Consider the following 21,540-nt stretch of genomic DNA (forward strand, 5'->3'; position numbering starts at 1 on the left):
ACGTATTCATCCACTCCTGCCCGCACGGCCTGGAGGGCGCATGACCCACATCAAGGTGAACGTGGACGGCACGGCCTACGAGGACGACGTGGAACCCCGTCTGCTCCTGGCCCACTATCTGCGTGACCGCCTCGGCCTGACCGGCACCACGATCGGCTGCGACACCTCCAACTGCGGAGCGTGCACGGTCGACCTGGACGGCACCACCGTCAAGAGCTGCTCGGTGCTGGCCGTGCAGGCGGACGGCGGCACGGTGACCACCGTCCAGGGGCTGGCGCGGGACGGCGAGTGGACGCCGCTGCAGCGCGCCTTCCACGAGCGGCACGGGCTGCAGTGCGGCTACTGCACACCCGGCATGATCATGGCGTCGCGCGATCTGCTGCGCGAGAACCCGCGGCCCACGGCCGGCGAGGTCCGGCAGGCCCTGGAGGGCAACCTCTGCCGGTGCACCGGTTACCAGAACATCGTCCGCGCGGTCCTGGCCGCCTCCGGGCAAGAGGTCACCGAGGAGGCCACGGCATGACCGACCAGGCCGTCGAACGCGAGATCGGCCGCTCCCGGCTGCGCAAGGAGGACGCCCGGCTGATCACCGGCCAGACCAACTGGACGGACAACATCCAGGTCACCGGGCTGCTGCACCTGGCCGTCCTGCGCAGCCCGATGGCCCACGCCCGGATCACGTCGGTCGACGTCGCGCCCGCCCTGGAACGACCCGGTGTCGTGGCGGCGTTCAGCGGCGCGGACCTCGCCGAGGGACTCGGCTCACTGCCCTGCGCCTGGCCGGTGACCGAGGACATCGTGCTGCCCGACCACCCGCCGATCGCCGTGGACGAGGTGCGCTACGCCGGTGACCCGGTGGCGGTCGTGGTGGCCCGCGACCGGTACGCCGCGGCCGACGCGCTGGAGGCGATCGAGGTCGAGTACGAGCCGCTGCCGCCGGTCCTCGACCTGGAGGCCGCGCTCGCGGAGGACTCCCCGCTGGTCCACGCCGACAAGGGCACCAACCGCTGCTACACCTGGCCGCTCGCCACCGGCGAGAGCTTCGAGGCGGTGCGGGAACGCGCCGAGGTGACCCTGAAGCGCCGCTACCACCAGCAGCGGCTGATCCCCAACGCCATGGAGCCGCGCGCGGTCGTCGTCACCCCGCTGGCCTCCTCGGGTGAGTACACGGTGTACTCCGCGACGCAGATCCCCCACATCCTGCGGGTCATGCTGGCCGTCGTCACCGGGATCCCCGAGCACAAGCTGCGGGTGATCGCCCCGGACGTGGGCGGCGGCTTCGGCTCCAAGCTCCAGGTCTACGGCGAGGAGGCACTCGCGCTCACCGTCGCGCGCCGGCTCGGCCGCCCGGTCAAGTGGACGGAGTCCCGCTCGGAGGGCTACCTCGCCACGCACCACGGCCGCGGCATGATCCAGGACGTGGAGATCGCGGCCACCGCCGAGGGCAGGTTGCTGGGCCTGAAGGTAGACCTGCTGGCCGACATGGGCGCCTATCTGATGCTCGTCACCCCGGGCATCCCGATCCTCGGCGCGTTCATGTATCCGGCGATCTACAAGATGGACTCCTACGAGTTCAACTGCACCGGCGTGTTCACCACGCGCACCCCGACCGACGCCTACCGCGGCGCCGGCCGCCCCGAGGCCACGTTCGCCATCGAGCGGACCATGGACGAACTGGCCCACGAACTCGGCCTCGACCCGGTGGAGGTCCGGCGCCGCAACTGGATCCGGCACGAGGAGTTCCCGTACACCACCATCGCCGGGCTGACCTACGACAGCGGCGACTACGAGGCGGCGACCGACAAGGCCCTCGCCCTGTTCGGCTACGACGACCTGCGCGCCGAGCAGCGCAAGCGCGAGGAGCGCGGCGACACCGTACGGCTCGGCATCGGCGTGTCCACGTTCACGGAGATGTGCGGGCTCGCGCCGAGCCGGGTCCTGCGCGACCTGCGGTACTCGGCCGGCGGCTGGGAGGCGGCGAGCATCCGCATGCTGCCCACCGGCAAGGTCGAGGTGGTCACCGGCACCAGTCCGCACGGGCAGGGCCATGTGACCTGCTGGAGCCAGATCGCGGCCGACGTCCTGGGCGTGCCCTTCGAGGACGTCGAGGTGGTGCACGGCGACACCAGGGCGGCCCCCCAGGGCATGGACACCTACGGTTCGCGCTCGCTGTCGGTGGGCGGCGAGGCCGTGCACCGGGCCGCGGTGAAGGTGGTGGAGAAGGCCCGCAAGATCGCCGCGCACCTGCTGGAGGCGAGCGAGCAGGACCTCGACTTCAAGGACGGCGCGTTCTCCGTCAAGGGGTCCCCGGAGGCCCGCAAGACCATCCAGGAGATCGCCTTCGAGGCCTTCACCTCGCACGACCTGCCCGACGGCGTGGAGCCGTCCATCAACGCCGAGACCCTGGTCGACCCGGAGAACTTCTCCTACCCGCACGGCACCCACCTGTGCGCGGTCGAGGTGGACACGGAGACCGGCGGGACCCGGATCCGCTCCTACGTCTGCGTCGACGACGTCGGCCGGGTGGTCAACCCGATGATCGTGGAGGGCCAGGTGCACGGCGGTCTCGCCCAGGGCATCGCCCAGGCGCTGTTCGAGGAGGCCGTGTACGACGACGACGGCAACCTGGTCTCCGGCACCATGGCCGACTACCTCGTGCCGTCGGCGGCGGACCTGCCGGACTTCGTGACCGACCGGACGGAGACGCCGGCGGTCTCGAACTCCATGGGGGTCAAGGGAGTCGGCGAGGCGGGCACGATCGCCTCGACACCGGCCGTGGTGAACGCCGTGGTCGACGCGCTGCGGCCGCTGGGCGTGCGTGACGTGCGGATGCCGTGCTCGCCGCACCGCGTGTGGCAGGCGATCCGGGCCGCCCGGTCCGGTGCCGCCGACGTCACCGAGGAGGCCGGCGGGACGGGGCCCGCGCAGTCCGGTCAGTCCGGGCAGGCCGCCCAGGCGGGCGACGTCGGACAGTACGGTCCGTCCGGTGAGGAGGGTTCGGCATGATTCCCCCCGCGTTCGAGTACACCCGTCCGACGAGTGTCGACGAGGCGGTGCGCGTGCTCGCCGACGCCGGCGAGGACGCGAAGGTGCTGGCGGGCGGGCAGAGCCTGCTGCCACTGCTGCGGCTGCGGCTGGCCTTCCCGGAGCTCGTGGTGGACGTCGGCCGGATCCCGGACCTGCGCGGCGTCCGCGAGGACGGCGAGGCGCTGGCCATCGGGGCGATGACCACGCACCACGAGGTGGTCCACGACCCGCTGGTGCGCCGGCACGCCGGACTGCTCGCCGAGGCCACGGCCACCGTCGCCGACCCCGCCGTACGGCACCGGGGCACCCTCGGCGGGTCGCTCGCGCACGCCGACCCGGCCGGTGACCTGCCCGCCGTGGCCCTCGCCCTGGACGCCGAGCTGGTCGTCGTCGGCCCGGGCGGGCGGCGCACGATCCCGGCCCGGGAGTTCTTCGTCGACTACCTCCAGTCGGCGCTGGCGCCGGACGAACTCCTCGTGGAGGTGCGGATCCCGAAGACGGACGGCTGGAGCTTCCACTACGAGAAGTTCCACCCCGTCGCCCAGTCCTGGGCCATCGTCGGCGTCGCGGCGCTCGTACGCCGCGACGACGGGCACATCGCCGAGGCCCGCGTCGGACTGACCAACATGGGCGCCACCCCGCTGCGCGCCACGGCGGCCGAGGAGGCGCTGTCCGGCGCCGACGGGCCCGAGGCCGTGGCCCGGGCCGCCGAGGCGGCGGCCGAGGGCACCGAGCCGTCGCAGGACCTGGCCGCCACGCCCGAGTACCGGCGGCACCTGGCGCGGGTGCTGACCAGGCGGGCGGTGCTGACCGCCACCGGAATGGGGTGAGCGCCGATCACCCGGATGGACGACCCCGAGCAGGTGCGGGCCCGGCTGGAGGAGACGGGGTACCTCGTCGACGAGGGGCTGGCCGTCACCTGCTTCCTGGCGCTTCGACTGCACCGGCCGCTGTTCTGCGAGGGCGACGCGGGCGTGGGCAAGACCGCGCTCGCCTCCGCTCTCGCCGAGGCGCTCGGCGCGCCGCTGATCCGGCTGCAGTGCCACGAGGGCATCGACGCCGCCCAGGCCCTGTACGACTGGGACTTCCCGCGCCAGCTGCTGCACCTGCGGGCCGCGGAGGCGGCCGGCATCCAGGACGCGGACCGACTGGAGAGCGAGCTGTACGACCGGCGCTTCCTGATCGCCCGGCCGCTGCTGCGGGCGCTGCAGACCCAGCCGTCGGTCCTGCTCGTCGACGAGATCGACCGGGCCGACGACGAGTTCGAGGCGTTCCTGCTGGAGCTGCTGTCGGAGTACTCCGTGACCATCCCCGAACTGGGCACACTGCGGGCCGCGACGCCGCCGGTGGTGGTGCTGACCTCGAACCGGACCCGGGAGGTGCACGACGCGCTCAAGCGGCGGTGCCTGTACCACTGGTTCGACCACCCCTCCTTCGCCCGCGAGCTGGCCATCGTGCGGCGCCGGCTGCCGGGCGTCTCGGCCCGGCTGGCCGAGCAGGTCACGGCGCTCGTCCAGACCCTGCGCGGCGCGGACCTGCTCAAGCCGCCGGGGGTGGCCGAGACCATCGACTGGGCCGAGGCGCTGGACGCGCTCGGGGCGACGGAGGTGGACGCCGAACTGGCCGTGGCGACGCTGGGCTCGGCCCTGAAGTACCGCGAGGACGCGGACCGCGCCCGGGGCCTGGACCTGACCGCGGTCCTGGCGGCACGAGGAACGTGAACCCGATGCCTGCGGCGGACCGCCGACCCGCCCGCCCACCCGGGGCCGGCCCCGGGGGCGGGCCGGGCCGCGTGTTCGGGGCGGGTGACGGGGCGCTCGGGGCGGATGCCGTGCTGCTCGGGTTCGTGCGGGCGTTGCGGGCCGCGGGGCTCGAGGCCGGCAGTGAGCGGGTGCACTCGTTCCTGCGTGCCGTGACCGTGCTGCGGCCGGGCGCGCGGGCGGACGTGTACTGGGCGGGACGGGCGACGCTGTGCGGGGGTCACGACGATCTGGCGCGATTCGAGCGGGTGTTCGCGGCGTACTTCGGGTCGCCCGGCGAACCGGCTCCGCGCACGGTGCGCTCCGCTCCCCCGCCCCGGCCGCGCCTGGTCGCCCGTCCGGCGTCCGCCGTGTCCGGCGCGCCGAACGAGGACGAGCCGCCCGGACCGCCGACGGCCACGCTGGCCAGCTCCGCCGAGGTGCTGCGGCACCGTGACGTCGCCGACCTGGACCCCGCCGAGCGGGCTCAACTGCGCCGTCTGCTGAGCGCGTTCGCGCTGCACGGGCAGAGCAGACGCTCGGCCCGGCGACGGCCCGCCCGGCGCGGGCAGGTCGACCCGCGCCGCACCGTGAGGGAGTTGCTGCGGCGCGGCGGCGAACCGGCCCGCCTGCGGCGGCACGCACGCGTGGAGCAGCCCCGCCGCGTCGTGCTGCTCGTGGACGTGAGCGGCTCGATGGCGCCGTACGCCGACGCGCTGCTGCGGTTCGCGCACGCCGCGGTGCGCGGGGGACGCACCGAGGTCTTCACGATCGGCACCCGGCTGACCCGGGCGACCAGGGAACTCTCGCACCGCGACCCGGACCTCGCGATGGCCGCCCTCGCGGCGGCGGTACCGGACTGGCGCGGCGGCACCCGGCTGGGCGAGCTGCTGCGCGAGTTCCTGAACCGGTGGGGGCAGCGGGGCATGGCGCGCGGCGCGGTGGTGGTGCTGCTCTCGGACGGGTGGGAGCGCGGCGACCCGGAGCTGCTCGGCGCGCAGATGCGCCGGCTGCACTCCCTGGCCCATCAGGTGATCTGGGCCAACCCGCGCAAGGCCCGGCCCGGTTACGCGCCGCTGGCGGCCGGAATGGCGGCCGCCCTGCCGAGCGTGGACGCCTTTGTCGAGGGGCACAGTCTCGCGGCGCTGGAACGGCTGGCCGCGGTGGTGCGCGGGGTCGCGGACGGCCGGGTCCCGGTGAAGGGAGCGCAAGGTGCGTGAGATCCTCCCGGCGCTGGAGCGCTGGTACCGGGCGGGGGTGCCGTTCGGGCTCGCCACGGTCGTCGCGGTCAGCCGCAGCGCGCCGCGCGGCCCCGGTGCCGCGATGGCCGTGGGGCCGGACGACGAGGTCGTGGGCAGCGTGTCCGGGGGCTGTGTGGAAGGAGCGGTCTTCGAACTCGCCCAGGAGGTCGTGGCGAGCGGCGAACCGCGGCTCGTGACCTTCGGCTACAGCGACGACGACGCGTTCGCGGTCGGGCTCACCTGCGGCGGTGAGATCACCCTGCTGGTGCGGCCGGTGACATCCGGCTCGGACCCGGCGTTCGGCCGGGTCGCGGCGTCCGTGGCCGCGGGCGAGCCGGTGACGGTGGCCATGGTGGTCGACGGGCCCGCACCGCGCGGGGCCGCCCGCGCGGTCTGGCCGGACGGGGTCGAGGGCACCCTGGGCGCGTCCGGGCTCGACGTGGCGGTCACCGCCGACGCGCGCGGTGAACTCGCCCTCGGCGCCTCGGGGCTGAGGCACTACGGGCCGAACGGGGAACGCCGCGAGGACTCCGTCACGGTGTTCCTGCAGTCCTTCGCGCCGCCGCCGCGGATGCTGGTCTTCGGGGCGATCGACTACGCGGCCGCCGTGGCCCGTATCGGCGCCTTCCTCGGCTACCGGGTCACCGTCTGCGACGCCCGCCCGGTCTTCGCCACGCCGAAACGCTTCCCGGAGGCCGTCGAGGTCGTCGTCGACTGGCCGCACCGCTATCTCGCCGCCACCGGTACCGACGGGCGCACGGTGATCTGCGTGCTCACTCACGACCCGAAGTTCGATGTGCCGCTGCTGGAGGAGGCGCTGCGCCGGCCGGCCGCGTACATCGGGGCGATGGGCAGCCGCCGTACCCACGACGAGCGGCGCGAACGGCTCGTCGAGGCCGGTGTCACCGAGGCCGAACTGGCCCGGCTGCGCTCTCCGCTCGGGCTCGATCTCGGGGCCCGTACGCCGGAGGAGGTGGCGGTGTCCGTCGCCGCCGAGATCGTCGCCCTGCGCTGGGGCGGCAGCTGCGCACCGCTGACCACGACCGCCGGGGCCATCCATCCGGCCGCCGCCCCCTGAGTGCGAGGAGCAACTGATGCAACTGCACCACGAGTTCACCGTCCCCGTACCCGTCGACGAGGCCTGGCAGGCACTCCTCGACATCGAGAGCGTCGCGCCGTGCCTGCCGGGCGCGACGGTGGAGGAGTACGACGGCAGGACGGTGACCGGCTCGGTGAAGGTCAAGGTCGGCCCGGTCACCGTGACCTACCGGGGCACCGCGGTCTTCGAGGAGCAGGACGCGGCGGCCCACCGGATGGTGCTCGCGGCGAGCGGCCGGGAGACCCGGGGACAGGGCACGGCCAGGGCGACGGTCACCGCCGTGCTGACCGAGCGCGACGGCGGCACGGCCGTGGCCGTGGACACCGATCTGAAGGTGACCGGGCGTCCGGCCCAGTTCGGGCGCGGGGTGCTGGGAGAGGTGGGCGACCGTCTGGTCGGGCAGTTCGCGGCGTGCCTGGCGGACCGGCTGAGGGGCCCCGAGCCCGGGCCCGCCGCGCGGGAGGCCGTACCGGACTCCGGACGGGAGGAGCCGGAGCCCCTGGACCTGCTGCGCACGGCGGGACTTCCGGTGGCCAAGCGTGGCCTCGCGGCCGCCGCGGCGGTGGCCCTGCTGGTGCTGGCCGCCGCCCGGCTCCGCCGCGCCCGCTCCCGGCACGGCCGCGGCACCCGCCGGCCACGCCGCAGGCACTAGGTCGTGTCCGCGAAGTCGCGTCGTTCGCCCGCAGGGCGGGCGTTGCGGCGTCCGGTGCGTGCTCTCGGCGTGCCGGCCGGATGACCTCGTACCGGGTGTACTCGGGCTTTCGGCCGGTGCGGCGAGAGTGCGTGCCGGGCGCCGCGACGCAGGCGTGACTTTGCGGACACGACCTAGTCCGCCACGGGGCCCACCGGGGCGGCCGGCCCGCATTCGTACACGGCCCACGGGCACCTCGCGGAGACACGCCGAACCGGTCGACGGCCGCCCGCCCTGCCGCACCGCCCGCCGCGCGGGGGCCCCGCCGAGGCCGCGGAACCGCGAAGATCGGGGAGACGCCCCCTAGGTGACGCGGTGGAGGGTCACGTCGGTGAGGGCTCCGTCGGCGACGGTCGCGGTGAGGTAGGTGTGGTGCGGCTGGCGGCGGCGGTCGGTCGGGGAGCCGGGGTTGAGCAGTCGCAGGCCGCCCGGGGCGACGGTGTCCCAGGGGATGTGGCTGTGGCCGAAGACCAGCACGTCCAGCTCCGGGAAGCGGGCGGCGCACCGGGCCTCGCGGCCTCGCGCGGGCCCGGTCTCGTGGACCACGCCGAAGCGCAGGCCGCCCAGGTCGGCATAGGCCACCTCGGGAAGCCGGGCCCGCAGCTCGGGGCCGTCGTTGTTGCCGTACACCGCGACCAGCCGGCGGCTGCGGTCCTCCAGCAGGTCGAGGGTGGCCGTGTCGACCCAGTCCCCGGCATGGAAGACCACGTCCGCGTGCGGGAGTTCGGCGATCAGCCGGTCCGGGAGCCGCTTGGCGCGCCTGGGCAGGTGGGTGTCGGACATCAGGAGCAGTCGCACGAGGCCACATTAGGAGGTCGGGGAGGTGAGGTGCCGGACGTCGCGTACGGCGCCCGGTGCGGCGGCGCTCGCGGCGAGTGCGGCGACGGCCGGGACCCGCCGGGGAGCCGACTGTTCGACAGGCAAAACTGAACAGTCGTGACTGGACAGTTTCTCCTGACGGTCCTAGGGTGACGGCATGCCCGTCATCTCCGAGTCCGCCGTCCGCACCGCGCGTGACCTGCGCGTCGTCTTCAGCCGGCTGCGGCGCCGGATCCGTGAGGTCGCGCAGGACGCCGACCTCACCCCGTCGCAGGAGTCGGCGCTGTCCCTGGTCGGCAAGCACGGCGCGGCCACGGCCAGTGCGCTGGCCGGCGCGGAGGGCGTACGGCCGCAGTCGATGGCGACCACGCTGACCGCCCTGGAGCAGCACGGCCTGATCCGGCGCGCCCCCGACCCGGACGACGGCCGCCGGCAGCTGGTCACCCTCACCGAGGCCGGCCGGTCCCGGGTCGAGGGCAACAAGCAGCTCCGCGAGGAGTGGCTGGCCCGCGCCTTCGAGGACCGCTACACCGAGGAGGAGCGGCAGACGGTCCTGACGGCGCTGGAGCTGCTGGAACGGCTCTCGCGGCCGTGATACCGAGGCCCGTCCTCCGCGCCGGCCGGACCAGCCGCCCCTCCCCCACCGGATTCGACCGCCGGCTGATCGCGCCGATGGTCCTCGGCTCGGTGCTGAACCCGGTCAACTCCTCGATGATCGCCGTGGCCCTGGTGCCGATCGGAATCGCGTTCGGCGCACCGCCCGCCGAGACGGTGTGGCTGGTCTCGGCGCTCTACCTGGCCACGGCCGTGGGCCAGCCCGTGATCGGGCGGCTGGTGGACACGTACGGGCCGCGCCGCCTCTATCTGACCGGCACCGCCCTGGTCGGCGTCGCCGGTCTGCTGGGCGCGTTCGCGCCCTCGCTCGGCGCCCTGATCGCGGCCCGTGTGCTGCTGGGATTCGGTACGTCGGCCGCGTATCCGGCGGCCATGCGGCTGACCCGCTCCGAGGCCGAACGCACCGGGCGGGACAGCCCCGCGGGTGTGCTGGCGGCCCTGGCCGTCGCCGCCCAGACGGTGGCCGTGGTGGGGCCGGCGCTCGGCGGGCTGCTGATCGGGCTGGGCGGCTGGCGTGCCGTGTTCACCGTCAACGTGCCGCTGTCCGCGGCCTGTCTGGTCCTCGGCGCGCTGCGGCTGCCGCGCACCCGGCCGTCACACGGCGGGCGCCGCGGCGCCGACCTGCCCGGCATGGCGCTGTTCGCGGCCGTGCTGGTCACGCTGATGCTGTTCCTGATGGGCCCGCGCCTCGACCGCTGGTACCTGCCGCTCCTCGCCGCGGCCGCCGCCGCCGCGTTCGCGCTGCGCGAGCTGCGCACCCCGGACCCGTTCATCGACCTCAGGGTCCTCGGCGGCAACGGCCCGCTGCTCGCCACCTATCTGCGCCAGCTCCTCGCCTACACCACCTCCTACGCCTTCATGTACGGCTACACGCAGTGGCTGGAGCAGGGCCGCGGGCTGAGCGCCGCCACGGCCGGCCTGGTGCTGCTGCCGCTGTCCGCCACGGCGCTCACCGTCTCCGCCCTCACGGGGCGGCGCGAGGCGGTGCGCGCCAAGCTGCTCACCGGCTCCGCGCTGCAGATCGCGGGCTCCGCCGCCCTGCTGCTGGTCGGCGCCGGCAGTCCGGCGTGGCTGCTGCTCGGCGTCGGCGCCCTCCTCGGCGTCCCGCAGGGCCTCGTCGGCCTCGCCGCGCAGAACGCCCTGTACCGGCAGGCCGATCCCGAGCGGATCGCTTCGGCCGCCGGGCTGCTGCGGACCTTCATGTACCTCGGGGCGCTGGGCGCGTCCGCCGCCACCGCGGCGTTCTACCCGCACCGCGCCGACACCGCCGGGCTGCACGGCCTGGCCCTGTTCATGCTCGCCGGCTCGGCCCTGCTGCTGGCGACGACCGTCCCCGACCGTTCCCTCGGCCGGCTCACCCCTCGAAAGGCCTGATCGACGCATGTCCGTCACCACCCTCGACCCCCGCACCGCCTTCGTCGCGATCGACCTGCAGAACGGCATCGTGGCCATGCCCACCCAGCCGCACGCCACCGCCGACGTCGTCTCCCGCAGCGCCGAACTCGCCGGCGCCTTCCGTGACCGCGGCCTGCCCGTGGTCCTGGTCCGGGTGTCCTTCGCGCCCGACGGGGCGGACGCCGTCCCCGGCCGGACCGAGCGGCAGGCCCGCGGCCTCGCCTTCCCGGAGGACTGGGACGTCGTCGTCGACGAACTGGCCGGCCACCCCGGTGACATCCGCGTCACCAAGCACAACTGGAGCGCCTTCCACGGCACCGACCTCGACACGCAGCTCCGCCGCCGCGGCGTCACGCAGATCGTGCTGGCCGGCATCGCCACCAGCATCGGCGTGGAGTCCACCGCGCGCGACGCCTACGCCCACGGCTACCACGTCACACTCGCCACGGACGCCATGACCGACGGCGACCCCGCGGCCCACGCGGGCAGCGTCGAGCGGATCTTCCCCCGGCTCGGCGAGAGCGGCACGACGGCCGAGATCCTGGAGCTGCTGGCCAAGACCCACGCCTGATCACCCGACACGGTGCCTTGTACGGGCTTGACTTCGCCCGTACAAGGCAGCGGGTTAACATTCGGCCACGCGCCGTGCCATTCAGGCAACGGAAAGCGAACCAAGGGGGCTTGGATACCGGATGCCGGTCAAGGTCAGCGTCGTCGTACCCGTCTACAACCCCGGGCCGTACATCGAGGACTGCGTGGCCTCGCTGCTGCGCCAGTCGCTGCCCCCCGACGAGTTCGAGGTCGTCTTCGTCGACGACGGCTCCACCGACGCCACCCCGGCCAGACTGGACGCGCTCGCCGCCGAGCACCCGCATTTCAGCGTCGTCCACCAGGAGAACTCCGGCTGGTCCGGCAAGCCCCGCAACGTCGGGATCGACGCCGCCCGGGGCGAGTTCGTGATGTTCGTCGACAACGACGACCACCTCGGCGACGAGGCCCTGGAGCGGATGTACGAGTACGGGGTGGCCAACAAGGCCGACGTGGTCGTCGGCAAGATGGCCGGCAGGGGCCGCCCGGTGCCGGTGGAGCTGTTCCGCCGCAACCACCCCCACGCCACGGTGGCCAACGCCCCCCTGATCGACAGCCTCACCCCGCACAAGATGCTCCGGCGCTCCTTCCTGGACCGCACCGGACTGCGCTTCCCGGAGGGCCGGCGGCGCCTCGAGGACCACGTCTTCGTGACCGAGGCCTATCTGCGCGCGGACAACGTCTCCGTGCTCAGCGACTACGTCTGCTACTACCACGTCAAACGCGACGACGCCGCCAACGCCGGCTTCCAGAGCTTCGACCCGGTCGGCTACTTCCAGAACCTCCGTGAGGCCCTGGACGTCGTCGAGCGGTACACCGAGCCCGGTGCGCTGCGCGACCGGCTGCTGCGCCGCTGGCTGCGGGTGGAGATCGTCGACCGGATGAGCGGGCGCCGGCTGCTGGCGATGCCTGACGACTACCGGCGCGAGGTGTTCCGGGAGACGCACGCGGTGGTCAAGGAGCGCTTCGGTCCCGGTGTCGCCCCCGGCATGCGGCCGGGCCAGCGGATCGTCGCCGCGCTGATCCGGGACGACCGCTACGACGACCTGGTCGCCTACGCCGAGTGGGAGTCCGGCGTCCGGCCCCTGGCCACCCCGGCCGGCGTCGAGTGGCACGACGGAAGTCTGCGCGTGCGCTTCACCGCCGAGTACGCCGACGCCGACGGCCCGCTGGCGGTCCGCCCCGACGGGCCCCGGGCTCCCGCGGACGACGCGCCGGCCGACCTCTCCGCGGCCGTGTCCCGGCTGACCACGGCCGCCGCCGACGGTTTCGGGAAGGCCACCGCCGACCTGATCCTGCGCGACCGGGAGACCGGCGCCTCCTACTTCCAGCCGGTGGTGACCGAGCGGGAACGCGTCCCGGCCGCCGACGGCCGGACCCGGCTGGTGCTGCGCGGCACGGCCACCGTCGACCCGGCCACGGCGGCGGGCGGCGGGCCGCTGACCGGTGGGCTGTGGGACGCCCATGTCCGCCTCACGCTGGGCGGCTGGACCAAGGAGTGCCGGCTGGGGCCCGCGCCCGCGCAGGGCGGCGCGCTGCCGCCCGCCGGGCTGGTCGGCGGCCGGGTGGTGCTGCCGTACTGGACGAAGGGGTACGCCAACCTCTCCCTGGACGTGGACCGGGCGGTGAAGTCCCTCGGCCTGCACCGGCTCACCGCGGCCGACGCGGCGCTGTCCGACAGCGAGGTGCTCTCCCTCGTGCTGCCGCTGTACGTCCCCGACAGCACCGCGATCACCCTCCGGCTGACCGGCACCGCGTCCGGCCGCGCCCTCGACGCGGAGGCCGTGCTGACCCCCGCCGACGGCGCCCACGGCCTGCTGGCGGCCCGGATCCCGGTACGCGAGCTACGGAACGGGGGGTGGCGCACGGCGCTGGGCCTGCCGGGCGGCCGCGCGCTGACGCTGCCGCTGCTGCTGAGGGCGGGCCGCGACGACGTGCGGGTGGTCCGGGTGGCACCGCGCGGATCGCTGCGGCGGCTGCTGGGGAGGGCCCGGCGCGTGCTGGGCCGGATGCTGGGACCGACGACCACACGAAAGGCCTGATCAGGTGCGGCAGTTGGAGATAGCGGACGCGTGGGTGCTGGAGCCCAAGGTGTTCCCGGACGACCGGGGCAGCTTCCACGAGTGGTACCGGGGCGCGGAGTTCCGCGAGGCCACCGGCTACGACCTCGACCTCGCGCAGGCCAACTGCTCGGTGTCGCGGCGGGGTGTACTGCGCGGCGTCCACTTCGCGGACGTACCGCCCGGGCAGGCCAAGTACGTGACCTGTGTGCGCGGAGCCGTGCTGGACGTGGTGGTGGACATCCGGGTCGGCTCCCCCACCTTCGGACGGTGGGAGGCGGTACGCCTGGACGACGACACCCGGCACGCGGTGTTCCTCGCCGAGGGCCTCGGGCACGCCTTCATGGCGCTGACCGACGACGCCACCGTGGTGTACCTGTGCTCGGCCGGGTACGCGCCGGGGCGGGAGCACGGCGTGCACCCGCTCGATCCCGGCCTGGGCATCGCCTGGCCCGAGGGCATCGAGCCGGTGCTGTCACCCAAGGACGCCGAGGCGCCCACGCTGGCCGAGGCGGAGCGGTCCGGGCTGCTGCCCTCCTACGCGGACTGCTCCGCCCACTACGCGCGACTGCGCGACCGGTTCAGCGGGTGACGGAGTAGGGCTCCAGCGCGCGCCGCAGCGGTTCCCAGCCGCGGGCCCGCTTGGTGCCCCGGTTGCGCGCCGCGGCCAGCGGCTTCCAGAAGCCGGCGCCGAGGAAGTCCTCGGGCTTGACGGCCGTGGTGCGCTCCAGGACCGACTCCGGGACCTTCTGCGGGTCGGGGACCTCGAACTCCGCGATGATCTCGTCGTACCGGTCCGTGAGCACGGTGTTCGACGGGTCGGCGCCGAAGACCACCAGCTGGCCGGTGGGCGCGGTGTCGACCAGCACCGTGACCAGGTCGGGGCGGTGACGGTTCAGGATCTCGACGAGCTTGTAGACGTCACCGGTCCAGGCGTCGGTGTGCCGGTCGCGGGCGGCCTCGTCGACGTTGCGCGGCAGCATGTCGTCGAAGACGATGACACTCGCCCAGTCCGCGTGCTTCTCGATGTTGATGAAGTCCCGCAGCGCGTACTCGAACAGGTGCATCCCGTCGATGAACGACAGGTCCAGCGTGGTGCGCCGCCAGTAGCCGAACGGACTGCGGTTGCGGGCGAGGTTGCGCAGCGGGTGGCGGCCGCCCCTGAGGTGCGCCAGGGGGTTGTCGCGGGCGAAGAAGTCGTCGCTGGTCGCCTTGGCGAGATGCACGTCGCAGCGGATCTCCGTGACCACCTTGAACGCGGGGTCGACGGCGACGCTGGGCACCCGGGACAGCGTCAGGCTGCGGCCGTCGTTGACGCCGATCTCCAGGTAGTTGCGGTTCGCGGTGACTTTGTGGAGCTCCCGCAGGAACTCGTGCCGTTTCACTGGGACATCTCCTTGCGGATGTGAGGCAGGGCTTCGTACAGGGCGGACCGCCAGTCCCTCGGCGGTTCCAGGCCGGTCCCCCGCCACCGCGTGTGCCCGAGGACGCTGTAGGCGGGCCGGGGCGCGGGCCGGGTGAAGGAGCGGCTGTCGGTGGGGCGCACCCGGTCCGGGTCGGCGCCGGCCAGCCGGAACACCTCGCGGGCCAGCTCGAACCAGGTGGCCGCACCGGAGTTGGTGGCGTGCAGCACGCCGCGGACGTCCGTGGCGCCGAGGTCCGCGACACGGGCGGCCACGTCGGCGCTCCAGGTCGGCTGACCGCGCTGGTCGTCCACGACGTCCAGGGTGTCGCGGCGGGTCTCCAGTTCGAGCATGGTGCGCACGAAGTTGCGGCCGTGGGCGCCGTACAGCCAGGCCGTCCGCAACACGACCGCGCCGCCCGGGTGTTCGGCGAGCACCGCTCGCTCCCCGGCGAGTTTGGTGCGGCCGTAGGCGGTGCGGGGCGCCGGGGCGTGGTCCTCGGGGTAGGGGGTGTCGCGGGCCTCGCCGGAGAAGACGTAGTCGGTGGAGACGTGGACCAGCCGGGCGCCGTGGGCGGCGCAGGCGCGGGCGAGCAGCCGCGGGCCCTCGCCGTTGACGCGCAGCGCGCCCGCCTCGTCGGTCTCGGCGTCGTCCACGGCCGTGTAGGCGGCGCAGTTGACGACGACGTCGGGGCGGTGGGTGTCCAGCGCCCGCCGCACGGAGGCGGGTTCGGTGATGTCGAGCGCCGTACGGCCGAGTCCGGTGACGTCCTCGCCGCGTTCGCGCAGCTCCCGGACCGTGTCCTGGCCGAGCATGCCGCCCGCGCCGGTGACCAGCCACCTCATCGGCCGCTCCGCAGCTTGAGCGGCTCCCACCAGGAGCGGTTGTCCCGGTACCAGGCGACCGTGCCGGCGAGACCGGTGGTGAAGTCGTGGCGCGGGCGGTAGCCGAGTTCGTCGCGCGCCTTGCTCCAGTCGACCGAGTACCTGAGGTCGTGGCCCTTGCGGTCGGGAACCCGCTCCACCCGGTCCCAGTCCGCCCCGCACGCCTCGAGGAGGAGTCCGGTCAGTTCCCTGTTGCTCAGCTCCGTACCGCCGCCGATGTTGTAGACCTCGCCGGGACGGCCCTTGGTGCGGACCAGCTCGATGCCGTGGCAGTGGTCCTCGACGTGCAGCCAGTCGCGGACGTTGCGCCCGTCGCCGTAGAGCGGGACGGTCAGGCCGTCGAGGAGGTTGGTGACGAAGAGGGGGATCACCTTCTCCGGGAACTGGCGCGGGCCGTAGTTGTTGGAGCAGCGGGTGACCCGGACGTCGAGTCCGTGGGTGCGGTGCTGGGCGAGGGCCAGCAGGTCGGAGGAGGCCTTGGAGGCGGAGTACGGGGAGTTGGGCGCGAGGGGGTGCTCCTCGGGCCAGGAACCGGACTCGATGGAACCGTAGACCTCGTCGGTGGAGACGTGCACGAACGTGCCGACACCGTGCCGCAGCGCCGCGTCCAGCAGTGTCTGGGTGCCCACCACGTTGGTGCGGACGAACTCGCCGGCCCCGTCGATCGACCGGTCGACGTGCGACTCGGCGGCGAAGTGCACCACCTGGTCGGCGTCGGCCATGAGCTTGTCGACGAGGGCGGCGTCGCATATGTCGCCGTGCACGAAGTCGAGGCGGGGATGGCCGCTCGGGAGGTTGGTGCGGGTGCCGGCGTAGGTCAGCTTGTCCAGCACGGTGACGCTCGGCGCGTCGGGCGAGTCGTCGGCGAGGAGGCCGCGGACGTAATGGGAGCCGATGAACCCGGCGGCGCCGGTGACGAGGAGGTTCATATTGGCCATACCCTAACGGCGGACCGCCCGGCCCGGACCCTTGTTCGCCTTATTGGGCCGGTCCTCCGGATCCCGCCGCGCCGCCGCTCCGCGCCCCGTGGTCGCTCAGTCCTCGCCGCGCACTATGGTGGCGTCCCGTTCCGCGCCGTCCCCTCGCGGGCCGGTGCGGTCGACGACGGCCGGCAGGCAGGTGCGCGGGCCGCTTCCCCGCCCGCGGCGGGCCTTGGACCAGCCGGTCTCGGCATGGGGAAGCGCGGGCCTGTCACTGATGTGCGCGGTCACGGTGTCTCAACTTCTCTCTGCTGCCCTGCCGCCGGGCCTGCCGGTGAGCCGGCCGGCCCGGCGTCTGCGGTGTGTCCGCCCGGGTCCCCGCGTCCGCGACGCGCAAACCCGTGCGGGGCACGGCTCAGGTCCGGTCGCCGCCACCGCCGCCGAAGGAGCCGCTGGAACCTGGCGACCAGCGCGGACGCCGCTGGTCCTCGGCCCGCTTGGAGCCGACGTTGCCGAGCTGATGGGGGGTGAGCCGTTCGCCGCCGTCCTCGGCGCGGGGCACCTCGACCGGCTCGCGCATCTCGCTCGTCTCACGGACCGGGCCGGACGGCGGCAGCGTGGGCTGCTCCTCGGGCAGGGGCGGAGCCGGTTCGCGCCGGCGCACCTTGACACCCAGCCGGAACGCCCACAGCAGCCCGGCGACGAGGACGACGCCGACCACGAGGACGAGGACGTAGCCGAACACCTGAGTGCCCGAGGCTGCTTCGTACGTGGCAGTGTTCATGGCCTGCGGGTACCCGGGAGTTCGGACCGGATGCCTGGCCGGAGAGCCTTCAGCCGATCGGCGCAACGGGCGGCGGACCCGGCCGCGGGGCGAGCTCGCCGGGCAGGAAGGACCCGTGTCCGGGGAACGCCTTGCGCAGCGGCGGCCCGCCCTCCGGCACCGGCAGGCGGGCGTTCGCGGCGTCGGCGAGGCGTTCGGTGCCGCGGGCGGCCGCGCGGCGCCCGTGTCTCACGAGTCCTGGGGTGCGGCCCCGCGCGCCACCTCAGCCTCGATGTCGGCCCGTGGCCTGCCGGTCTCCTTCGCGTACTCGCTCACCGCGGTCTGCACCTCACGGGCCAGGTCCCGCCAGGCGCGCAGGGCCGTCTCGTAGGTGCCGGACTGGACGCCCGTGATCTGCTGCCCGGCAGGCGGCCCGTAGGCCTCCCGGAGCTCCTCGACCATGCGCTGCGCCGCGTCGGCGGCGCGCTGCTTCGCCACCAGTTCCTCGAAGGTGTGTGCCACCCCACCGACCTTAGGCAGGGTTGGCGCGCGGCGCCCGTTGACCTGCCGGGCGCGGTCCGCACCGGTACCCGAGTGGCGGTCACTCCTGGGGGACGAGGTCCGCCCACACCTGCTTGCCGCCGCTGACCGGCACCGTCCCCCAGGCCGCCGACACCGCCGCCACCAGCAGGATGCCGCGGCCGCCAGTGGCCTCCCAGCCGATGCTGGTGGGCTGGACGGGGCTGCGTGGCGAGGTGTCGGCGACGGCGAGCCGCAGCCGCTGGTTGACCAGGCTGAGGTCGAGGCGGACCGGCCCTCCGGTGTGCACGAGGGCGTTGGTGACCAGTTCGGAGACGACCAGGAGGGCCGCGTCGAGGGTGTCCGGGGAGACGCCCCAGGTGCGCAGGGTGCGCCGGGTGAAGCGGCGGGCGTGCCGGACGGCCTCGGGGACCCGCCACACGGTCCAGCTCTCGCGCAGCGGGCGTACGTCCATGCCGTCGTAGCGCATCAGCAGCAGGGCGACGTCGTCGCCGCGGTGGGCGCCGGTGAGCAGGGCGTCGGCGACCAGACCGAGATGGCCGGGGTCGGCGGCGGCCAGTTCGGCGGCGAGCCGGTCCATGCCCTCGTCGATGTCGGCGCCCGGGGACTCCACCAGGCCGTCGGTGGTCAGCGCGAGGACCGTGCCGGGCTGGAGCCGGAGCGGGGTCATGCGGAACTCGGTCTGGCCGAGCACGCCGAGCGGCGGGCCGCCCTCCGCCTGCACGATCTCGGTGCTGCCGTCGGGGTGCCGCAGCAGGGGCTGGAGATGGCCTGCGCGCACGCACAGGGCGGTGCCCTGCTCCATGTCGACGTCGACGTAGGCGCAGGTGGCGAAGAGGTCGGTCTCCATGTCGAGCAGCAGCCGGTTGGCGTGCGCGACGACGACGTCCGGGGAGTGGCCCTCGGCGGCGTAGGCGCGCAGGGCGGTGCGCATCTGGCCCATCAGGGTGGCGGCGCCCGCGTTGTGCCCCTGGACGTCGCCGATGACGAGGGCCACGTGGTTGTCGGCGAGCGGGATCACGTCGTACCAGTCGCCGCCGACCTCCAGGCCCGCGGTGGTCGGCAGGTAGCGGGCGACGGCGACCGCGCCGGGCAGCCGGGGCAGCCGGCGGGGCAGCAGGGTGCGCTGGAGCATGCCGACGAGTTCGTGCTCGGCGTCGAAGGCGTGGGCGCGCAGCAGGGCCTGTCCGGCGAGGCCGGCACAGGCGGTGAGCAGGGCCCGCTCGTCGGGGGCGAACTCGTGCGGATCGTCCCAGCCGACCAGGCAGGCGCCGGCCATGCGGCCGCCGGCCGGTAGCGGCAGCACCGCGAGCCCGCCGGGGCCGACCTCGGCGAGGGCGGGCTCCAGCGGGGTGCCGGCGGGCCAGATGCGGGCGCGGCCCTCGCGCAGCGCGGAGGCGAGGGTGGGCATCGCCCGCACCGGCGCGTCGGGCCATTCGGTGCGCCACTCGGTGCGCCACAGCTCGGGCCAGGCCTCGGGTTCCGGCGGGTCGAGGACGGTGACGACGAGGCGGTCGTTCTCCAGTTCGGCCAGCGCGACGCGGTCGGCGTCGAGCGGGACGCGCAGGGCGGCGACGACCGCCTTCCCGACGTCCTTGACGGTGCCGGCGGTGGCGAGGGCGGCGGCCAGCCGCTGGACCCGGGCCACGTCCGTGACGTCGGAGCGCAGGGTGGAGGCGTCCGCGACGGTGCCGTCGAGCCGGGCGGAGCGGCCCTCGCCGCCGGGTACCAGCCGGCCGCGCAGCCGGACCCACTTGGGCGGGCCGGAGGGCTGCAGGATGCGGAACTCCAGTTCGCGCTCGCCGATCGACATGTGGTCGGCCTCGACGACGGACATCAGCGAGGGCAGGTCCTCGGGGACGGTGAGGCCGAGCAGCGTCTCCACCCTGCCGTCGAAGTCCGGCCGGCCGATGCCGAACAGCCCGAGGATCCCGTCGCCGACCTCGATTCGGCCGGTGTCCATGACCACGCTGAACGCGTCGGCGGGCAGCTCGCCCGTCTCGGTGGCGGCCCCGGCCGGCGCGGGTACGGCGACGGCCCGGGCGACCAGCCCCAGGCAGTCGCGGTCGTCGGTGCCGAAGCCGCCGGGCTGCTCGGTGACGGCGAGCAGACAGCCGCCGGCCGGGCCGAGCGGCAGGGCGGCCAGTGAGAAGTCCGGGGACGGCGCCCGGCGGGCCTCGGCGCACCCGGCCAGCTCGGCGGGGCCGAGCCACACCGGCCGCCGGGTGCGGTGGGCCTCGGCCATCGGGGAGCCGCCCGTGACCGGATAGCCGTCGCGCAGTCCGTACAGCGTGCGGGGCAGACCGGCCGACTCGGCCAGGCAGAGCGTGGCGGGGTCGTTGCCCGGCGTGTACACGCCGGCGAAAGCGGCCCCGGCGAACACCAGTGCCTGTTCCAGGACACGCCGCAGCCGGTCCGGTGCAGCGGGCACGGCCGCGAGTGTGTCGAGGGCAAGTCCGGCACGCTCGCTCCTCGATCTGCGCACCGCAGCACCCTCACTCGCCACGTTCGCCATTACAGCGCGTATGAGCCGACCGCGCAGCCCCTGCGGACAAGGGTTGCGCGGAAGGGCTCCACAGGACTCAGTCGGGCGTGGCCGTCACCACGGCCGCGGCCACCGGCCCCGGAGGGCCCGGTGGCCGCGGCCGGAGCCGGTCCGGTCCGGTCCGGTCCGGACAGGCACCGCCCGGTCCACAGCGGATCGACGCCCCGGCCGCGTCACGGTGCCGGCGCGGACCCGGCGGCCGCCGCCTCGCCTTCCGCGTCGAGCGGCGGCCGGCTCACACCCGGTCCCCGGCGGCCGCCGCCCCGGTCTCCGTCTCCCCCTCCGTCCCCGGATCCTTCGTGGAGACGACCAGCATCTTCGTCACGGAGCCGTCGTCGCCGACGACGTCCTTGAGGTACCGGAAGCCCAGGCGGCGGCACAGGGCCAGGCTGGCGGTGTTCTCGGCGCCGACCATGCCGTACGCCTCGGTCAGGCCCAGGTCGTCGGCGGCGTGCCGGAGCAGGCCGCGGACCGCCTCGCCGCCCAGGCCGCGCCCCCAGTGGCCGGGGGCGAGCGCGGTGACGAGTTCCTGGCCGTCGACGTTGCCGGTCGGCTTCACCTCGGCGTGTCCGACGTAGGCGCCGTCCAGCCACAGACCCCACACGTCGAAGCGGCGCTCGGGGTACACGTCGGTGAGGATGGCGCGGAACAGCTCACGCAGCTGCGGTTCGGGCACGAGGTCCTGCCCCATCCAGCGGCACACCTCCTCGTTCCGCAGCAGGGCGACGAAGTGGTCCTCGTGTTCGGGTCGGTAGGGGACGAAGTGCAGGCGTTCGGTGCGCAGCTCGGGGGTCATGACGGGCTCCTCGGGTGAGTTGCGGTGCGGTGGGGCCGAGGGCGGTGGGGCGCCGGAACGGCGACGCGTGGGGGGCGGGGGCGCCGGGCCGGCGCGGGTGCGTCCGGCCCGGCGGGTGCGCGCGGACCGGTCAGTTGCCGGCGTTCTCCATGCGCTCGCGGAGGCTCTTGGGCCGCATGTCGGTCCAGACCTCGTCGACGTGGGCGGAGCACTCGGCCTCGGTGCCCTCCTTGCCGACGGGGTGCCAGCCCGCGGGCACCTCGATGTCGGCGGGCCAGAGGGAGTACTGCTCCTCGTCGTTGCGCAGCACCTGGTAGCGGGTGTTCTCGTCCATGTCGCCTTCTCTCGTCGGTCGTGCGTCGGTGTTCCGTCGGTCCGTGGGCCGGTCCGCCGCGGGGTCGCGGCGGTGGCGGGC

At 74.4% G+C, this 21,540-nt stretch carries 23 protein-coding genes; 12 read left to right on the top strand and 11 right to left on the bottom strand.

Annotation, left to right across the window (positions count from 1 at the left end):
* Positions 1-40 precede the first annotated feature (40 nt).
* The 7 genes from ACWCPN_RS28190 to ACWCPN_RS28220 all read left to right on the top strand — a co-directional run bounded on the left by ACWCPN_RS28190 (position 41) and on the right by ACWCPN_RS28220 (position 7,758).
* A complete protein-coding gene (locus ACWCPN_RS28190) occupies positions 41-523 on the top strand; it encodes a 2Fe-2S iron-sulfur cluster-binding protein (protein WP_199213073.1) in 483 nt (160 codons plus the stop codon).
* A complete protein-coding gene (locus tag ACWCPN_RS28195; protein ID WP_451211501.1) occupies positions 520-3,006 on the top strand; it encodes a xanthine dehydrogenase family protein molybdopterin-binding subunit in 2,487 nt (828 codons plus the stop codon). The genes ACWCPN_RS28190 and ACWCPN_RS28195 overlap by 4 nt, the downstream gene beginning before the upstream one ends.
* Positions 3,003-3,857 (top strand): FAD binding domain-containing protein, encoded by an 855-nt coding sequence (locus ACWCPN_RS28200; protein ID WP_451211503.1) that lies wholly within the window; start codon positions 3,003-3,005, stop codon positions 3,855-3,857. Before ACWCPN_RS28195 ends, ACWCPN_RS28200 begins: the two co-directional genes overlap by 4 nt.
* Before the next feature lie 15 nt (positions 3,858-3,872).
* Positions 3,873-4,748 (top strand): AAA family ATPase, encoded by an 876-nt coding sequence (locus ACWCPN_RS28205; protein ID WP_451211506.1) that lies wholly within the window; start codon positions 3,873-3,875, stop codon positions 4,746-4,748.
* A gap of 71 nt (positions 4,749-4,819) precedes the next feature.
* Positions 4,820-5,986, top strand: coding sequence for a vWA domain-containing protein (locus ACWCPN_RS28210; protein WP_451211509.1), 1,167 nt, complete (start codon positions 4,820-4,822; stop codon positions 5,984-5,986).
* Entirely contained in the window at positions 5,979-7,085 is a 1,107-nt protein-coding gene (locus ACWCPN_RS28215) for an XdhC family protein (protein ID WP_451211512.1), read from the top strand. Before ACWCPN_RS28210 ends, ACWCPN_RS28215 begins: the two co-directional genes overlap by 8 nt.
* Positions 7,086-7,101: 16 nt before the next feature.
* Entirely contained in the window at positions 7,102-7,758 is a 657-nt protein-coding gene (locus ACWCPN_RS28220) for an SRPBCC family protein (RefSeq protein ID WP_451211515.1), read from the top strand.
* A gap of 342 nt (positions 7,759-8,100) precedes the next feature.
* Here the strand turns inward: ACWCPN_RS28220 and ACWCPN_RS28225 are convergent, their stop codons facing one another.
* Positions 8,101-8,595 (bottom strand): metallophosphoesterase family protein, encoded by a 495-nt coding sequence (locus ACWCPN_RS28225; RefSeq protein WP_451211518.1) that lies wholly within the window; start codon positions 8,593-8,595, stop codon positions 8,101-8,103.
* Between the two features lie 178 nt (positions 8,596-8,773).
* Between ACWCPN_RS28225 and ACWCPN_RS28230 the strand changes: the two genes are divergently transcribed.
* From ACWCPN_RS28230 to rfbC, 5 genes are all read left to right on the top strand, one after another.
* Positions 8,774-9,211: a MarR family winged helix-turn-helix transcriptional regulator gene (locus ACWCPN_RS28230; RefSeq protein WP_199213069.1), complete on the top strand. Its 438-nt coding sequence runs from the start codon at positions 8,774-8,776 to the stop codon at positions 9,209-9,211.
* Positions 9,208-10,605, top strand: a complete 1,398-nt coding sequence (locus ACWCPN_RS28235; protein WP_451211521.1) for an MFS transporter — start codon at positions 9,208-9,210, stop codon at positions 10,603-10,605. Before ACWCPN_RS28230 ends, ACWCPN_RS28235 begins: the two co-directional genes overlap by 4 nt.
* Positions 10,606-10,612: 7 nt before the next feature.
* A complete protein-coding gene (locus tag ACWCPN_RS28240) occupies positions 10,613-11,197 on the top strand; it encodes an isochorismatase family protein (RefSeq protein WP_451211524.1) in 585 nt (194 codons plus the stop codon).
* A gap of 121 nt (positions 11,198-11,318) precedes the next feature.
* Positions 11,319-13,256 (top strand): glycosyltransferase, encoded by a 1,938-nt coding sequence (locus ACWCPN_RS28245; RefSeq protein ID WP_451211526.1) that lies wholly within the window; start codon positions 11,319-11,321, stop codon positions 13,254-13,256.
* A gap of 4 nt (positions 13,257-13,260) precedes the next feature.
* Positions 13,261-13,866, top strand: coding sequence for a dTDP-4-dehydrorhamnose 3,5-epimerase (rfbC, locus tag ACWCPN_RS28250; protein ID WP_199213066.1), 606 nt, complete (start codon positions 13,261-13,263; stop codon positions 13,864-13,866).
* Here the strand turns inward: rfbC and ACWCPN_RS28255 are convergent.
* From ACWCPN_RS28255 to ACWCPN_RS28300, 10 genes are all read right to left on the bottom strand, one after another.
* Positions 13,856-14,659, bottom strand: a complete 804-nt coding sequence (locus ACWCPN_RS28255) for a class I SAM-dependent methyltransferase (RefSeq protein WP_199213065.1) — start codon at positions 14,657-14,659, stop codon at positions 13,856-13,858. The genes rfbC and ACWCPN_RS28255 overlap by 11 nt on opposite strands.
* Positions 14,656-15,522 carry a dTDP-4-dehydrorhamnose reductase gene (gene rfbD / locus ACWCPN_RS28260; RefSeq protein ID WP_392295632.1) on the bottom strand — a complete coding sequence of 289 codons (867 nt, stop codon included), beginning with the start codon at positions 15,520-15,522 and terminating at the stop codon, positions 14,656-14,658. The genes ACWCPN_RS28255 and rfbD overlap by 4 nt, the downstream gene beginning before the upstream one ends.
* Positions 15,519-16,490, bottom strand: coding sequence for a dTDP-glucose 4,6-dehydratase (gene rfbB / locus ACWCPN_RS28265; RefSeq protein WP_365124984.1), 972 nt, complete (start codon positions 16,488-16,490; stop codon positions 15,519-15,521). The genes rfbD and rfbB overlap by 4 nt, the downstream gene beginning before the upstream one ends.
* Positions 16,491-16,595: 105 nt before the next feature.
* Positions 16,596-16,772 carry a hypothetical protein gene (locus ACWCPN_RS28270; RefSeq protein WP_451211530.1) on the bottom strand — a complete coding sequence of 59 codons (177 nt, stop codon included), beginning with the start codon at positions 16,770-16,772 and terminating at the stop codon, positions 16,596-16,598.
* Positions 16,773-16,896: 124 nt separating this feature from the next.
* On the bottom strand, positions 16,897-17,265 hold the full coding sequence (locus tag ACWCPN_RS28275) for a DUF6479 family protein (protein ID WP_451211532.1): 369 nt from the start codon (positions 17,263-17,265) through the stop codon (positions 16,897-16,899).
* A gap of 49 nt (positions 17,266-17,314) precedes the next feature.
* On the bottom strand, positions 17,315-17,497 hold the full coding sequence (locus tag ACWCPN_RS28280) for a hypothetical protein (protein WP_451211535.1): 183 nt from the start codon (positions 17,495-17,497) through the stop codon (positions 17,315-17,317).
* On the bottom strand, positions 17,494-17,766 hold the full coding sequence (locus ACWCPN_RS28285; RefSeq protein WP_451211538.1) for a hypothetical protein: 273 nt from the start codon (positions 17,764-17,766) through the stop codon (positions 17,494-17,496). Before ACWCPN_RS28285 ends, ACWCPN_RS28280 begins: the two co-directional genes overlap by 4 nt.
* Before the next feature lie 79 nt (positions 17,767-17,845).
* Positions 17,846-20,299, bottom strand: coding sequence for a SpoIIE family protein phosphatase (locus ACWCPN_RS28290; protein ID WP_451211540.1), 2,454 nt, complete (start codon positions 20,297-20,299; stop codon positions 17,846-17,848).
* Between the two features lie 265 nt (positions 20,300-20,564).
* Positions 20,565-21,125, bottom strand: coding sequence for a GNAT family N-acetyltransferase (locus ACWCPN_RS28295; RefSeq protein ID WP_451211543.1), 561 nt, complete (start codon positions 21,123-21,125; stop codon positions 20,565-20,567).
* A gap of 130 nt (positions 21,126-21,255) precedes the next feature.
* On the bottom strand, positions 21,256-21,459 hold the full coding sequence (locus ACWCPN_RS28300) for an MbtH family protein (protein WP_451211546.1): 204 nt from the start codon (positions 21,457-21,459) through the stop codon (positions 21,256-21,258).
* Positions 21,460-21,540 lie beyond the last annotated feature (81 nt).

Source organism: Streptomyces sp. NPDC002386 (assembly GCF_053593175.1).

Excerpts from the sequence above, each read along its gene's own strand:
- ACWCPN_RS28190 (WP_199213073.1), top strand. The coding sequence starts at position 41 with ATGACCCACATCAAGGTGAACGTGGACGGCACGGCCTACGAGGACGAC.
- ACWCPN_RS28230 (WP_199213069.1), top strand. The coding sequence starts at position 8,774 with ATGCCCGTCATCTCCGAGTCCGCCGTCCGCACCGCGCGTGACCTGCGC.
- ACWCPN_RS28200 (WP_451211503.1), top strand. The coding sequence starts at position 3,003 with ATGATTCCCCCCGCGTTCGAGTACACCCGTCCGACGAGTGTCGACGAG.
- ACWCPN_RS28245 (WP_451211526.1), top strand. The coding sequence starts at position 11,319 with ATGCCGGTCAAGGTCAGCGTCGTCGTACCCGTCTACAACCCCGGGCCG.
- ACWCPN_RS28275 (WP_451211532.1), bottom strand. The coding sequence starts at position 17,265 with ATGAACACTGCCACGTACGAAGCAGCCTCGGGCACTCAGGTGTTCGGC.
- ACWCPN_RS28295 (WP_451211543.1), bottom strand. The coding sequence starts at position 21,125 with ATGACCCCCGAGCTGCGCACCGAACGCCTGCACTTCGTCCCCTACCGA.
- rfbD (WP_392295632.1), bottom strand. The coding sequence starts at position 15,522 with ATGAGGTGGCTGGTCACCGGCGCGGGCGGCATGCTCGGCCAGGACACG.
- ACWCPN_RS28195 (WP_451211501.1), top strand. The coding sequence starts at position 520 with ATGACCGACCAGGCCGTCGAACGCGAGATCGGCCGCTCCCGGCTGCGC.
- ACWCPN_RS28290 (WP_451211540.1), bottom strand. The coding sequence starts at position 20,299 with ATGGCGAACGTGGCGAGTGAGGGTGCTGCGGTGCGCAGATCGAGGAGC.
- ACWCPN_RS28240 (WP_451211524.1), top strand. The coding sequence starts at position 10,613 with ATGTCCGTCACCACCCTCGACCCCCGCACCGCCTTCGTCGCGATCGAC.
- ACWCPN_RS28220 (WP_451211515.1), top strand. The coding sequence starts at position 7,102 with ATGCAACTGCACCACGAGTTCACCGTCCCCGTACCCGTCGACGAGGCC.
- ACWCPN_RS28205 (WP_451211506.1), top strand. The coding sequence starts at position 3,873 with ATGGACGACCCCGAGCAGGTGCGGGCCCGGCTGGAGGAGACGGGGTAC.
- rfbB (WP_365124984.1), bottom strand. The coding sequence starts at position 16,490 with ATGAACCTCCTCGTCACCGGCGCCGCCGGGTTCATCGGCTCCCATTAC.
- ACWCPN_RS28300 (WP_451211546.1), bottom strand. The coding sequence starts at position 21,459 with ATGGACGAGAACACCCGCTACCAGGTGCTGCGCAACGACGAGGAGCAG.